At 56.7% G+C, this 13,738-nt stretch carries 13 protein-coding genes and 1 pseudogene; 1 reads left to right on the top strand and 13 read right to left on the bottom strand.

Going from position 1 to position 13,738, the window contains the following annotated elements:
* Window positions 1-5: 5 nt before the first annotated feature.
* Entirely contained in the window at window positions 6-1,094 is a 1,089-nt protein-coding gene (locus tag ACKPCT_RS14370; RefSeq protein ID WP_319567231.1) for a phosphate/phosphite/phosphonate ABC transporter substrate-binding protein, read from the bottom strand.
* Window positions 1,095-1,291: 197 nt separating this feature from the next.
* Between ACKPCT_RS14370 and ACKPCT_RS14375 the strand changes: the two genes are divergently transcribed.
* On the top strand, window positions 1,292-1,906 hold the full coding sequence (locus ACKPCT_RS14375; RefSeq protein ID WP_319567232.1) for an HAD family hydrolase: 615 nt from the start codon (window positions 1,292-1,294) through the stop codon (window positions 1,904-1,906).
* A gap of 38 nt (window positions 1,907-1,944) precedes the next feature.
* Here ACKPCT_RS14375 and ACKPCT_RS14380 read toward each other — a convergent pair whose 3' ends face one another.
* The 12 genes and pseudogenes from ACKPCT_RS14380 to ACKPCT_RS14435 all read right to left on the bottom strand — a co-directional run.
* Complete coding sequence (locus ACKPCT_RS14380) at window positions 1,945-2,526, bottom strand: retropepsin-like aspartic protease family protein (protein WP_319567233.1); 582 nt, start codon at window positions 2,524-2,526, stop codon at window positions 1,945-1,947.
* A 126-nt stretch (window positions 2,527-2,652) separates the two neighbouring features.
* Complete coding sequence (gene upp / locus ACKPCT_RS14385; RefSeq protein WP_090069810.1) at window positions 2,653-3,282, bottom strand: uracil phosphoribosyltransferase; 630 nt, start codon at window positions 3,280-3,282, stop codon at window positions 2,653-2,655.
* 162 nt (window positions 3,283-3,444) lie between these two features.
* The gene (add, locus tag ACKPCT_RS14390) at window positions 3,445-4,467 is read right to left on the bottom strand and encodes an adenosine deaminase (RefSeq protein WP_319567234.1); all 1,023 of its coding nucleotides are present in this window, start codon (window positions 4,465-4,467) and stop codon (window positions 3,445-3,447) included.
* 39 nt (window positions 4,468-4,506) lie between these two features.
* Window positions 4,507-4,827, bottom strand: a complete 321-nt coding sequence (locus tag ACKPCT_RS14395) for a hypothetical protein (RefSeq protein ID WP_319567235.1) — start codon at window positions 4,825-4,827, stop codon at window positions 4,507-4,509.
* Window positions 4,828-4,854: 27 nt separating this feature from the next.
* Complete coding sequence (locus ACKPCT_RS14400; RefSeq protein WP_319567236.1) at window positions 4,855-6,093, bottom strand: phosphopentomutase; 1,239 nt, start codon at window positions 6,091-6,093, stop codon at window positions 4,855-4,857.
* Window positions 6,094-6,179: 86 nt separating this feature from the next.
* Window positions 6,180-7,490 (bottom strand): thymidine phosphorylase, encoded by a 1,311-nt coding sequence (deoA, locus tag ACKPCT_RS14405; protein WP_319567237.1) that lies wholly within the window; start codon window positions 7,488-7,490, stop codon window positions 6,180-6,182.
* Window positions 7,490-8,248: a deoxyribose-phosphate aldolase gene (deoC, locus tag ACKPCT_RS14410; protein ID WP_319567238.1), complete on the bottom strand. Its 759-nt coding sequence runs from the start codon at window positions 8,246-8,248 to the stop codon at window positions 7,490-7,492. Before deoC ends, deoA begins: the two co-directional genes overlap by 1 nt.
* 67 nt (window positions 8,249-8,315) lie before the next feature.
* The gene (locus ACKPCT_RS14415) at window positions 8,316-9,056 is read right to left on the bottom strand and encodes a purine-nucleoside phosphorylase (RefSeq protein WP_407652490.1); all 741 of its coding nucleotides are present in this window, start codon (window positions 9,054-9,056) and stop codon (window positions 8,316-8,318) included.
* Window positions 9,057-9,266: 210 nt separating this feature from the next.
* Complete coding sequence (cdd, locus tag ACKPCT_RS14420; RefSeq protein WP_319515576.1) at window positions 9,267-9,713, bottom strand: cytidine deaminase; 447 nt, start codon at window positions 9,711-9,713, stop codon at window positions 9,267-9,269.
* 9 nt (window positions 9,714-9,722) lie between these two features.
* The gene (locus ACKPCT_RS14425; RefSeq protein WP_319515575.1) at window positions 9,723-10,694 is read right to left on the bottom strand and encodes an ABC transporter permease; all 972 of its coding nucleotides are present in this window, start codon (window positions 10,692-10,694) and stop codon (window positions 9,723-9,725) included.
* A gap of 12 nt (window positions 10,695-10,706) precedes the next feature.
* Window positions 10,707-11,825, bottom strand: a complete 1,119-nt coding sequence (locus ACKPCT_RS14430; RefSeq protein ID WP_090069794.1) for an ABC transporter permease — start codon at window positions 11,823-11,825, stop codon at window positions 10,707-10,709.
* Window positions 11,826-11,926: 101 nt separating this feature from the next.
* Window positions 11,927-13,420, bottom strand: a pseudogene (locus ACKPCT_RS14435) (ABC transporter ATP-binding protein); the annotation flags it as partial.
* Window positions 13,421-13,738: the final 318 nt, after the last annotated feature.

Below are 13,738 nucleotides of genomic sequence, written 5' to 3' on the forward strand. Positions count from 1 at the left end.
GCCGATCAGCGCGCAGTGGCAATTTCGATCAGGGGTTCATAATCCTGCAGGCTGACGCTTCTAAAGCCGCCGCCATAGCGCCGCTCAATCGCGTCATAGGCCTCAGGATCCCGCTGATTCATCTCTTTAAGCGCATTGATCAGATCTGCCCGGGTCTGCTTGTCCACTTCATTATGGATCACATGTGGGCCTGCCGGAATGGCCGGTGAATGCCAGATGGAGAGAAAATCGGGCCTGATGTCCGCCTGTCTGGGCCCATGCTTCTTTTGCAGATAAGCAGAAACGGCTCCTTCACTGGAGAAGATATTCTGGTTGTAAGGCGTAGTCGACCAGACCAACGCGGCATCAACGGCCCCTTCATCAAGCAGTTCAAGAGCCTCATCCGGGCTATCCTTGCCAACCAGAGAGTCGAGATCCCGCTCGGGGTTCAGTCCCGCTTTCTTGAGTTCATTCATCGCCATGTAGAAGGGGATTGCGCCATCCTTGGAAGACAGGGCCATGGAGCGCCCGGATAGATCGGCAAGATTCTGGATGCCGCTGGCGCCACGAACGAGCAGCAGCATATAAATGCCATCGGGTGCCTCGCGGGAAATGGGCGCGACCATTGGCGTCAGGCACCCGCAGGATGCATAGGCCATTGAAAAGATGCTGGCCGGATAGATGGAGTAATCCACCTGTCGCCCGATATGGGCTGCCATAAGCGAACGCATAGAGGTGTAGGCCACAATCTCGATCGGTCTTGAAAGGCTCTCCTGAAGATAGCGACGGAAGGGCTCTATGCGCGCCTGTAGATAGCTTGCGCCCTGCTCAGAGATCAGACCTACCCGCAATGGTGGCTTGTCGTCTAGAAGCGTAACGGTGTTTGGCTCGTCCAGCTGGGTGATCGATGGACTGACTTGCGTGCTATTCCCCTCTCCTGAAGGAAGCGGCTGAAGCGCATTGTCAGTGGAGCGCACATCGCTTTGCGTCATGGGGAAGCTGGCTCTTGGTTCCGTTGTCATATCTCTGCCCAGCGAGTCGAGCATATGACGTTCAACGGCTTGTTGTGCCTTAACCTTCGGGGCCCCCATCACGACCAGGCATAGGGTTGCCATAACACATATGCCGATCAATGCACCAAACGGACGCTGACATGCGACCAAACAGCCAGAAACGGAATTCAACATCGAAATTCAATATCCCCCAGCAAGGATTTGTGTGAATCATATAATCTACATCTTGCGGTGATAAATCACCCGGATCAAATACAATACCCTTCGTACACTCACGCCAGATGAATAGCGAGCCTCACATGTCACAGAATCCATCCATTGTGGTTTTCGATGTTGGTAATGTCCTTATCCGTTGGGACATGCACTATCTCTACGAATCTTTTTTCGCCAGCAAGGAAGAAATCGATGCCTTTACTGCGGAAACAGGCTTGCATGACTGGAATTTGCAGCAGGATCTTGGCCGAGATTGGGCAGAAGGCATAGAAATGCTCACCAAGGCACACCCCGGCTATGAAAAAGAAATCCGTGCCTTCAGAGAGCGCTGGCATGACATGGTGCCGGGCGTCATTTCCGGAACCGTACTCATTAAGGAACGCTTGCAGGAAATGAATGTGCCGCTCTATGCGATCACCAACTTTGCCGGCGACACCTTCCGGGAATGTCAGGAGCGCTTTCCCACCCTCAAGCAGTTCCGCGATATCGTGATTTCCGGCGAGGAGAAAACCGTCAAACCGGGTACCGACATTTTTCATATTCTGCTGGAGCGCAACAATCTGGAAGCAGCCGATTGCCTGTTTGTCGATGATTCCATGCCGAATATCGACGCGGCGCGTTCCATTGGCATGCATGCGCATCATTTCAAAAGCCCGTTCGGTTTGGCTGAAGATCTGCGCAAGTATGGCTTTGCCATCTAGACGTGATTGAGCGCTGGGTAGGATCGCCGAGGCCGGGGTCAGTTCTCCAGAATGAGCCGACCTCGCTCAACCCGGATGGTCTGGAGCTTTCGCAGATAACTCATCCCCATAAGCGTGACACTGAGGGCTCCTTTTGGCGCAACCAGCACATCGAGATTGCGCACTCTTACCTGTCCGATCCTTACGCTGGAAACCCGTGCATGGGCATAATACTGCACGCCATTCCCCGTCCGCACTGGCTCCTTATAGTCGGCTTCATTCGGGCGAATGCCTATGCGCCGCGCATCTTCATGGGTCAGCGCAACAGTGCTGGCTCCCGTATCAATCAGCGTTCGCACGGTCTTGTTGTTGAAATAGGCCTGAGCAAAAAAGTGGCCACCTGGGCCGGGCTTTAGCACAACGCGATTGACGCCATTATAGTTGGTTGTCTTGCCGCTCTTGTCTGCTGAGGATGTGTTGAGAAGTACGGAAGCATCACGGCTGTCCATATAGCCATTCGCTACAAGCCAATCGGTTGCCACTCCCGGCAGCAGAGTGGCAAGAACAACAAAGACGATGGCCATGAAAATAAGACGCGCCATGATAAAGAAAACCCCGGTTTCGACAACCGGTGCCAACATGGCAAATTTCAGAATAAAAGCCGTTAAAGGCGCGCGTCTCGCGCATCATTTTCAATGCGCATGGTAAACAAGGCCTGAATTCAGGCCTTGTTCTTGTTGCTATTCAATCATGCAGCAAGCAAATGCTTACTTGGTGCCATACATGCGGTCGCCCGCATCGCCAAGACCGGGAAGAATATAATTCTTCTCGTTGAGCTTCTTGTCGATGGCTGCGGTGATCACAGGCACATCGGGGTGCGCTTCGGTGAAGGCTTCGATGCCTTCAGGTGCTGCCAGAAGAGAAACAAAGCGGATATTCTGAGCACCACGTTCCTTGAGCTTATTGATGGCGAGAACAGCCGAGTTGGCCGTTGCCAGCATCGGGTCAACAGCGATGACCAGACGATCTTCCAGATCTTCAGGTGCCTTGAAATAATATTCAACCGCTTCAAACGTCACCGGATCGCGATAAAGACCAACATGGGCCACACGGGCAGAAGGGACCAGATCCAGCATGCCTTCCAAGAGGCCATTCCCAGCGCGCAGAATAGAGGCGAACACCAGTTTCTTGCCGGAAAGCGTTGGCGCCTTCATTTCCATGAGCGGCGTTTCAATCATCTTGGTGGTCATTTCCAGCTCACGCGTTGCTTCATAGCAGAGCAGGTGGGAAATTTCCCGCAGCAACTGGCGGAAGGATGCCGTGGACGTGTCCTTGTCCCGCATGATGGTGAGCTTGTGCTGAACAAGCGGATGATCGACGACAGTTACCTGCTGCATGGCCCGATTCCTTTGATCTATGGTGCAATTTTGCCTCTTTTAGCCTAAGCCGCGCTTTGAGAGCAAGCAACCGAGTCAAATGGATGTCCAATGATGAACCGGATTCTGGCCTTAAGCTGAACAAGCGTCCCTTATATGGCCGAGGGTGTTGATATCACCCGCTCACGTAACCGGTTCAAGACGCGCCAAAAGGCTGGCTCTGGTTTCCTCATCCACAAAAGCGGCGTCAAGCGAGCGACGGGTAAAGCCAAGCATGGTGGCGTCATTCCACCCGTTCACGGCCTGCATACCATCATATTCTTTGCCAATGGAGGTGGAGAAGAAGGGCGGGTCATCCGATGAGAGGGTTGTCAGCACTCCCGCCTCCATCAAGGCCTTGAGCGGATGCTTGCTGAGCGAAGAATAAAGCCCAAGCTCCACGTTGGAATGGGGGCAAACCTCCAGCAAGATGGCATCATCGGCCAGTCTCTTGACGAGATCGGGGTCGTCAATGGAGCGCACCCCATGGCCAATGCGTATGACAGGCAGATGATCGAGCGCATCTTTCACGCTTTCCGGTCCACCAAATTCCCCCGCATGGGTGGTGCAGGCAAGGCCTGCATCGTGCGCAATTTCAAAGGCCGGAGCGAACGCTCGCTGGCTATAGAGGCGTTCATCGCCGCCCATGCCGAAGCCTGTTACCAACGGATGGGGCGTGGCGACCACGCGCTTAGCAACCTCTATGGCAGCTTCCGGCCCCATATGCCGTAAGCAGGTGACGATAAAGCGCGCGTCGATCGGAAAGCCTGCTTTGCCGCTCTTGGCTTTGGCACGCTCATAGCCTTCACTTATGCCTTCAAGCAGATTTTCATAGCTCATGCCGAGCAGCGCCACATGATCGGGCGAAAGAAAAAACTCGGTGTAGAAACAGCCTTCAGCAGCGTTGCGTAGCAGATAGTCTTCGGTCAGATCCGCATAATCCTGAGGCGTGCAGATGACTGCGGCCACCTTGTCGTAACATTCAAGAAAATTGGTGAAATCAGACCAGATATAACTGCCATCTTCACGCATGAAGGCATCCAGATTCTTGCCATGGCGCTCGGCCAGCCTGTGCACCAGCTCGGGATGTGCGGCGCCTTCGATATGGACATGCAATTCGGCCTTCAAAAGCCTCTGGCCAGAGGGAGCGGAGTTTGCTTGCATCATTGTTTTCTTGTTCAATCTCTTTGCATGCGGGCGGCTCCATCAGGAGCCCTTGGTGTCATTTTCCCATCGGCATTGCCAGCGTTTGGACGGATAGGTGCGCTCGCAGACGAGCCACTGCCCGCATGGATGCTTGCCTTTAAGGCGGCTCATCTGCCGCCCGAAACCATCGGCCATGGGCCAGAGGTCAGCACCCGCTTTTTGGGCATCCGTCGGGCAGGCGCTTGCCTCTGTCTGCATCATGGACCGTATGCTCTCACCATCTCCCTTGCCATCTGCCCTGCCATCTGCCCTGCCATCTGAATGTGCTGCAGAAGCGCTGTATGCTGCGACCATCAGAGTGAGACAAGATTTAAGAAGCATCGCTCTCCACATGCGCGAGGTCCTTGATCAAGCTTTGAGGAAGGATGTGCCATGCTTGCCCGAAGCAAGCCCCAGATGCTCGGCCACCGTCTCGCCAATATCGGCAAAGGTGTTACGCTGACCGGCATAGCGGCCTGCGATATCCGGCCCGAACATTAGAACCGGCACCTGCTCGCGGGTGTGGTCTGTGCCCTGCCATGTCGGGTCGCAGCCATGATCGGCGGTCAGCACCACCAGATCACCGGGCTGAAGCACAGCTTCCAACTCGGGCAATCGGCCATCGAAATATTCAAGGGCAGCCGCATAGCCGGACACATCACGGCGATGGCCATAATGCATGTCGAAATCAACAAGATTGGAGAAGACCAGATCCCCGTCCTTGGCCTCGGCGATGGCCTTCAGCGTCTCATCAAAGATCATTGGATTGCCCGTGGCCTTGATCTTTTTCGTCACTCCCTGGGCGGCGAAAATATCCGAGATCTTGCCAACGGCCAGCACCTGACGACCGGCATCCTTGGCTCGGTCGAGCAAGGTTGGCTCCGGTGGCAGAACCGAATAGTCATGACGGTTGCCGGTGCGTTCGAAATCGGCGGGTGTCTCACCAATGAACGGACGGGCAATGACGCGGCCAATATTGTGTGGGGCAACCAGATCGAAGGCGATTTCACAAATTTCATAGAGGCGATCCAGCCCGAAATGCTCTTCATGGGCTGCGATCTGATAAACCGAGTCAGCGCTGGTGTAGCAGATCGGCTTGCCTGTGCGGATGCTCTCTTCGCCCAACTCGTTGATGATCACCGTGCCGGAGGCATGCTTGTCGCCAAGAATACCCGGCAGGCCTGTTTTCTCCAGAAAGGCCTTGGTCATTTCCGGCGGGAAGGTCGGCTGTGTTTCTGGGAAATAGCCCCAGTCGAAAGGCACCGGCACACCGGCGATTTCCCAGTGGCCAGAGGGCGTATCCTTACCGATGGAAACCTCAACCGCGTTGGCGCAAAGCCCTTTTGGCTCCCCTTCGTCGGTGAGATTGGCGGGCCGGCTGCCCGTTGCCTTCTGGGCGACCAGTCCAAGCCCCAGACGGTCCATGTTGGGAAGGCTCAGAGGCCCGGAACGCAAACCTTCTTTGTCGCCCTCACCGCGTGCGCAAGCGCTGGCGATATGGCCCAACGTATCCGAGCCTTTGTCGGAGGTCGGCTTGCCGAATTTTTCCGCATCCGGCGCGTTGCCGATGCCGAAGGAATCTAGAACCAGAATGAATGCGCGTGCCATGAGACACCCCCTTTATCTTATAATTCAGGAAAGGGAGCGGCAGGAGCCTCCCGACCGCCGCTCGACCTTTTGTTTTGCATGATCGATCATTGATCGATGATGTCATAGACGGTTTTGCTCTCCGTCCCCTTTTCGCCGATGCGATAGGCAGAGCGAATGCGGGCGGTTGCCTTTTCGATCTGCTCCTGACTATTGGCATAAACGCGCGCGATTGGCGTGTTGGCGTCAACAGAAACGCCAAGTCCTGCGAGCGCGTCGAAACCGACGGAATGATCAATTGGATCAGCTGCGCGGATGCGCCCACCGCCCAGCTCGACCACGGCAATGCCCACTTCGCGCGTATCGATAGCCTGAACGAAGCCGTCTTCCTGCGCGTAGATGTCGGCAACCATCGGGGCAAGCGTCAGATGATCTTCCATATTCTCGATGAAGTCCGTCGGGCCACCAAGGGCGGCAACCATCTCGCTGAATTTCTCGGCGGCACGGCCAGACCGGAAAGCCTCTTCGATCTTCTCTGTGCCTTCCGTGCGGTTGGCAACAACGCCACCAATCAGCAGCATTTCTGCGCAAAGGGCGACGGTGATCTCCCAGTTGCGCGGATCAACCACGTCACCGGTCAGGAACTGCACCGCGTTTTTCATTTCGATCGCGTTGCCCGCAGCGCTTGCCAGCGGCTCGTTCATATCGGTGATAAGCGCGGAGGTCTTCACCCCTGCCCCATTGGCGACGGTCACGAGGCTCTTGGCCAGCGCGACACTTTCATCATGGGTTGGCATAAAGGCACCCGAGCCGGATTTGACATCAAGCACCAGCCCCTCAAGCCCGGCCGCCAGCTTCTTGGAGAGGATAGAAGCGGTGATGAGATGGATGCTTTCCACCGTCGCAGTGACATCGCGGATGCCGTAAAAGCGTTTATCGGCGGGAGCCAGATCTGCGGTCTGGCCGATCACGGCGCAGCCAACCTCTTTTGTCACCTTGCGGAAAAGGGCATTGTCCGGCTGGGTGACATAACCGGGAATGGAATCGAACTTGTCCAGCGTGCCGCCCGTATGTCCGAGGCCTCGCCCCGAGATCATCGGCACGAAAGCACCACAGGCAGCGAGCGCTGGCGCCAGCATCAGCGAGGTGTTGTCGCCCACGCCACCGGTGGAATGCTTGTCGACCACAGGGCCGTCCAGCTCTGACCAGTCCAGCACCGAGCCGGAATCGCGCATGGCCAATGTCAGTGCCACGCGCTCGTCCAGCTCCATGCCCTGAAAGAACACGGCCATCGCCAGCGCAGAAATTTGCCCTTCGGTCACGGAGCCATCAGTGATGCCCGAGACAAAGAAGCCGATTTCCTCGGCACTCAGCGTGCCGCCGTCCCGTTTTTTGCGTATAATTTCCTGTGGCAGCATCAATAGCCGTCTCCTGCCTTTGCGGTTTGGCCCTGCATGGTGGCGAGCAAAGCATCGAGCACGCCAGAAGCGCCGAAACGGAAATGATCCGGCGTTGCCCAGTCTGAGCCCATATATTTCGCGGCAATTGCCAGATAGGTGCCAGCGTCTTCCAGCGTTCTGACGCCTCCGGCGGGCTTGAAGCCGACCGGCTTGCCGCTCTCGGCGATGGCCTCCATCATGATTTCAGCCGCTTCCGGGGTGGCGTTCGTCTCCACTTTGCCGGTCGAGGTCTTGATGAAATCGGCTCCGGCTTCAATGGCCATATCGGCGGCGGCGCGGATTATGTCCGCATCCTCTAACACGCCGGTTTCCAGAATGGTCTTCAGTTTGGCTGGCGCCGGAACAGCCTCTCGCACCTTCAGCACCATGGTTTCGGCAAAGCCGCGACGCCCCACTTTAAAAGCCTCATAGGGGATGACCAGATCGATCTCGTCGGCCCCGTCTTCCAAAGCTTTGGCTGTTTCGTCCAGCGTGGCAAACAGATCTTCCCCGCCATGGGGGAAGTTGACCACTGTTGCGACCTTTATCGTTGTGCCACCAAGGCATTCCTTTGCCTTTTTGACAAAGTGCGGCCAGACGCAAACCGCAGCCGTGTTGCCATAAAAGGTCTTTGCGCGCTGACACAGCGCCTCGATGGCAGCATCATCGCAGTCATCGTTGAGATTGGTCAGGTCGAGCAGAGAGATGGCCTTTTGAGCCAGTTGTTTTTGTTCCATTTTATTCTCTTTACCAGTAGGGATTCTCCGCAGAGTCTGGCACCCCAAGCATCACGATCGTGATGCTCTAGACAGCCAATGCCTGCAAATAGGCGCGGATCACCTTGATCAGCTTTTGTGCGCCGATCGGTCCGACTTCCTTGGTCTCTTCGTGAGACAATTCGGTTCCGGTCATGCCGGCCCCATAGTTTGTAATGGTGGATACCGCCGCAACGCGCATCCCCATCCAACGGGCAAGGACGACTTCCGGCACGGTGGACATGCCAACCGCGTCAGCCCCCAGAATGCGGGCCGCACGGATTTCGGCGGGCGTTTCAAAATTGGGGCCGGAGAACCATGCATAGACGCCAGACGCCAGCTTTATGTCGGCAGAAGCCGCAGCACGGGTCAGTCCTGCGCGGATCTCGGCGTCATAGGCTTCGGTGAGCCCGACAAAGCGATCATCCGTTTCCACGCCTATGAGCGGCGAGCGACCAGACCAGTTGATATGGTCATCGATCAGCATCAATTCGCCCGGAGCCACCTCTTCGCGCAGGGAGCCTGCGGCGTTGGTCAGCAGAAGCTGCTCGCAGCCCAGAGCCTTAAGGGTTGCCAGTGGCTGCTTCATCACAGTGGCGTCGCCATACTCATAATAGTGGGCGCGGCCAGCCAGAATGGCAACCCGGACGCCCATCAGCGTCCCGACCACCAGTTCAGATGCATGAGAAGAAACCGAGGAGACGGGAAAGCCGGGCAAACTCTGATAAGGAAAGCGCTCGGCGCCTTCCACCTCATCGGCCAAGGCCCCCAGTCCTGAGCCCAGAACCATACCGACCTCAATAGGGCCTTCGACTTTTTCCAGCACACGTTTGGCTGCATCTTGAGCGAGACCAATAACGGTCATGTGCGCATCTCCCTCTCATGTTTCGAGCATTGAAATGTAATGCAATGCTGTGGCAATTCAATGTCACGTCATCCGGCCCTTGCCGATGAAGTATCGGCAGGTGTGAGCCCTTGGCCGGTTTCCCCTGACGTGTGGTTATCTGTTTTCTTCCAGATCGAAGGCCGCAGGCAAAAGCGCTTCCAGTGTGAAGCTCTGCTTGATGCCGGTCAGATCGGCAGCATGGACAATGGTGTCCGGACTGCCAAACTCCCTGATCCTCTGGCGGCACCCGCCGCAAGGGGTAATGGGCGGTGTGTGATCGGCAATCACCACCAACTCCTCGATCGCCCTGCTGTCCGCCACCTCGTTACTCGCCATGATCATGGCCGAGATGGCAGAGGTTTCCGCGCACCAGCCCTCCGGATAGGAGGCGTTTTCGATATTGCAGCCGGTGTGAACCGTGCCCGAGCGCGTGCGCAGGGCAACGCCAACGGGAAAGCGCGAATAGGGCACATGGGCCTTCTCGCGCGCGCTGGTGGCCAGCGCCAGAAGCGCCAGCGTCTTCTCGGTCACAGCGATGGGCTTGTCGCTCATTCCACTCATGGGTCTCTCCTAGCGTTCCTTTGTGTAAGGCACACCGCTCGCCTTGGGCGGAATGGACTTGCCGATAAAGCCAGCAAGCAACACGACGGTCAGCACATAAGGCAAGGCCTGCATGGCCTGCACGGGCACCTCGCCGATAACCGGCAATTGCGTGCCCTGCAAGCGAATGCCAACGGCATCAAGGAAGCCGAACAGGAAGCAGGCTCCCAGCGCGTTGACGGGCTTCCATTTGGCAAAGACCAGAGCGGCGAGCGCGATGAAGCCCTTGCCTGCCGTCATGTCCTTGGAGAAGCCTGCCGACTGGGCAATGGACAGATAAGCCCCTGCAAAACCGCACAGAATTCCGGTAATGACAACCGCGCGATAGCGCATCCAGGCAACCGAGATACCTGCCGTATCCACCGCACCGGGATTTTCCCCCACAGCGCGCAGACGCAATCCGAAGCGCGTGCGGTAGAGCACCCACCATGTCAGCGGGATGGCGACGAAAGAGGCGTAAACCAGCAAAGAATGGCCCGAGATGACTTCGGAATAGATCGAGCCGACAATCGGAATATCCTTGACGGAGTCCGCAAAGGGCAAAGTAATTTCGTTGAAGCGGGCCGTATTGGGCAATTGCGGTGTCTTGCCGCCGCGGCTGAACCATGCCTGCCCCAGCAGGGCGGTGAGGCCACTGGCGACGAAGTTGATGGCCACGCCGGAAACGATCTGGTTGCCCCTCTGGGTGATGGAGGCATAGCCATGCACCAGCGCCAGACCAATGGACACCAATATGGCAGCCAGCAGTCCAAGCCATGCGGAGCCGGTAACGGCGGCCACGCAGCCAGCCGCGAAGGCGCCACCAAGCATCTTGCCTTCCAGACCGATATCAACGACGCCGGAGCGTTCGGAATAGAGCCCGGCAAGGCAGGCGAAAAGAAGCGGAACAGAAAGGCGCACGGCCGAATCTGTCGTAAGAATGAGTGTTTGAAAGAAATCCATGGTCACGCCCCCTTACGCTTCTTGTCCAAGATCATCATGTCTTGATGTGAAAATCCGCACCAGCGCGGGACGGAACATATGCTCCATGGCCCCGGCAAACAGGATCACCAGCCCCTGAATGGAAATGATCATGTCGCGGGTGATCTTGGGCATTTCAAAGGCCAGCTCGGCGCCGCCCTGATAGAGCATGCCAAACAGGATTGATGCCATGATGATGCCCACCGGATGGGACCGCCCCATCAGGGCCACAGCGATGCCGACAAAGCCGTAGCCGGTAACATAATCCAGCAGCAGGCGGTTCTGAGCGCCCATGACCTCATTGAGCGCCATGAGCCCGGCAAGCCCGCCGGAGATCATCATCGTGATGATGATGATGCGCGAAAGGTTCATGCCCGCATAGACAGCAGCATCCTGATTGGTTCCGAAGGTGCGGATGGCATAGCCAAGGCGCGTGCGCCAGATGAGCGCCCAAACGAAGACACAAGCCAAAAGCGCAACCACAAAGGAAAGATTGAGAGGCGACGAGGCCATCTCGATGCCGAACCATCCGGCCACATCATGAATGAAGGGTAGACGGCCGCCTTCAAGGAAAGTGCGGCTTTCCGGCTGCATGGAGCCGGGCTGCTTGAATACACGCACCAGCAGATAGGCCATCAGCGAATAGGAAATGAAGTTGAACATGATCGTGGTGATCACGATGTGACTACCGCGCTTGGCCTGAAGATAGGCCGGAATGGCAGCCCATGCGGCGCCAAACACCGCCGCGCCAATGAGCGCGAAGGGGAATGTCACATACCATGGCACATAATGATCGAGCGCAAGACAGGCGAGCGTAACCCCGAGACCACCCACATAGGCCTGCCCTTCCCCGCCGATGTTGAACATGCCCGCATGGGCAGCAACCGCAACGGCAAGGCCGGTAAAGATGAAGTTGGTGGTGTAATAGAGCGTAAAGCCGATGCCCTCGCTATAGCCCAGCGAGCCCTGCACCAGCCAATAAACCGCTTCAAGCGGGTTTTCACCGATGAGCAATACCACCAGACCGGACACCAGCAAGGCGGCTGCCAGATTGAGCAGTGGGATCAGGCCATAATCGACCCAACGGGGTAGCTTTTCAGATTGCGCGCTCATTCTTTACCCCCTTTGGCCATTTCAACGAGGGCCTCATCTGTATTGTTGCGGGCCAGTTCTGCACTGACCATCGGGTCGGAGCCCATTTCGGACGGGTCGTCAATACCAGCCATCATCAAGCCGAGTTCTTGCTCGCTTGCGCCTGCGGGGCGCTCGCCGACGATCTTGCCATCAAACATGACGAGGATACGGTCGGACAGAGAGCGGATTTCATCCAGCTCCACCGATACCAGCAAAATAGCCTTGCCAGCATCGCGCATTTCGATAAGCCGTTTGTGAATAAATTCGATAGCGCCGATATCAACCCCGCGTGTTGGTTGACCAACGAGCAGGATATCCGGATCGCGCTCCATTTCGCGCGCCAGCACCAGTTTCTGCTGGTTGCCGCCCGAAAAGTTGGCCGCTTTCAAATGCGGATCGGGCGGACGCACATCGAAATCCACCATGAAGTCCTGCGTTTCCTTCAGGATTGCAGTGAGATCGAGAAACAGGCCTTCGCCATATTTCTTCTGGTCCTGATAGCCAAGGATCATATTTTCCTTGGCCGGGAATTTGGTGACAAGCCCGGTGCGGTGACGATCTTCTGGCACATGAGCCATGCCGCGATGGCGTCGGTCCAGCGCATCGGCCTTAGTGGTCACTTCACCATTGATCGTGATGGAGCCCGAGCGGGCGGTGATCATGCCTGCGATGGCTTCCATCAGCTCGCTCTGGCCATTGCCGGAGACCCCTGCTATGCCAACAATCTCGCCCGCGCAGACCTTGAAGGACACATCCTTGACCAGATCAACGCCGCGCTTGTCGGTGACCGTCAGATTTTCAACCGAGAGCACTTCACGGGTCGGGTTGCTGGGGCCTTTCTCAACATTGAGCAACACATGGCGACCAACCATCATTTCAGCCAACTGCTCAACGGAGGTTTCCGAGGTGTGCACCGACCCCACCATTTCGCCGCGGCGCATGACCGAGACCTCATCGGTGATAGCCATGATCTCGCGCAGCTTGTGGGTGATGAGAAGGATGGTTTTGCCCTGATCGCGCAACTGCCCGAGAATGCGGAATAGATGGTCTGCTTCAGCCGGGGTCAAAACGCCCGTGGGCTCATCCAGAATAAGGATATCAGCGCCCCGATAAAGCGCCTTAAGAATCTCGACCCGCTGCTGCAAGCCAACGGGGAGATCCTGTATAAGGGCATCGGGATCGATATTGAGTTCATATTCATCGGCCAGACGCTTGAGTTCGGCGCGTGCCTTGTCCACGCCCTTTTGCAGCAGGGACCCACCTTCGACGCCGAGCACCACATTCTCGAGCACCGAGAAATTATCAACCAGCATGAAATGCTGATGCACCATGCCGATGCCAATGGCGATGGCCTTCTGACTATCGGGAATGGTTTCTCGCTTGCCATTCACATAGATTTCGCCATCATCGGCCTGATAAAAGCCATAGAGGATGGACATCAGCGTCGATTTGCCTGCGCCATTCTCGCCGATGATCCCGTGAATGGAGCCTTTTGCGACATTCAGATCGATATTCTTGTTGGCATAAACCGGGCCGAACCGCTTTTCGATTCCGACCAGACGGATGGCGGGCACGCGCTCGCTTTGCCCGTCACCGGCGCTTTTTGCCCCGGTTCCATCGTTGCCCTGCGCCTTTGTTTTCTCGTCCAGATGCAAGATCTCTTCCCCAATTATCAGCCCCTCCCGACTATTCCTGTCTTACAGGGCGCGTCTTTAACCAGACCGCCCGACAGGGAAACCGGGACCCACTCTTCACCTCGAAGGCACAGTGGTATGGGTGGGCTTTGTTACTCAGGGGCCACTGACGCGGCCGGCTGGTAGATAGTTCGCGATCCAAGGGATCACTTGGCTATTGATGCTAATAAAAATGCGCCCCATCCGGGAATGAGGACG

The sequence above is a fragment of the Cohaesibacter marisflavi genome (genome assembly GCF_963665895.2).
In the GTDB taxonomy this organism is placed as follows: Bacteria; Pseudomonadota; Alphaproteobacteria; order Rhizobiales; family Cohaesibacteraceae; genus Cohaesibacter; species Cohaesibacter marisflavi.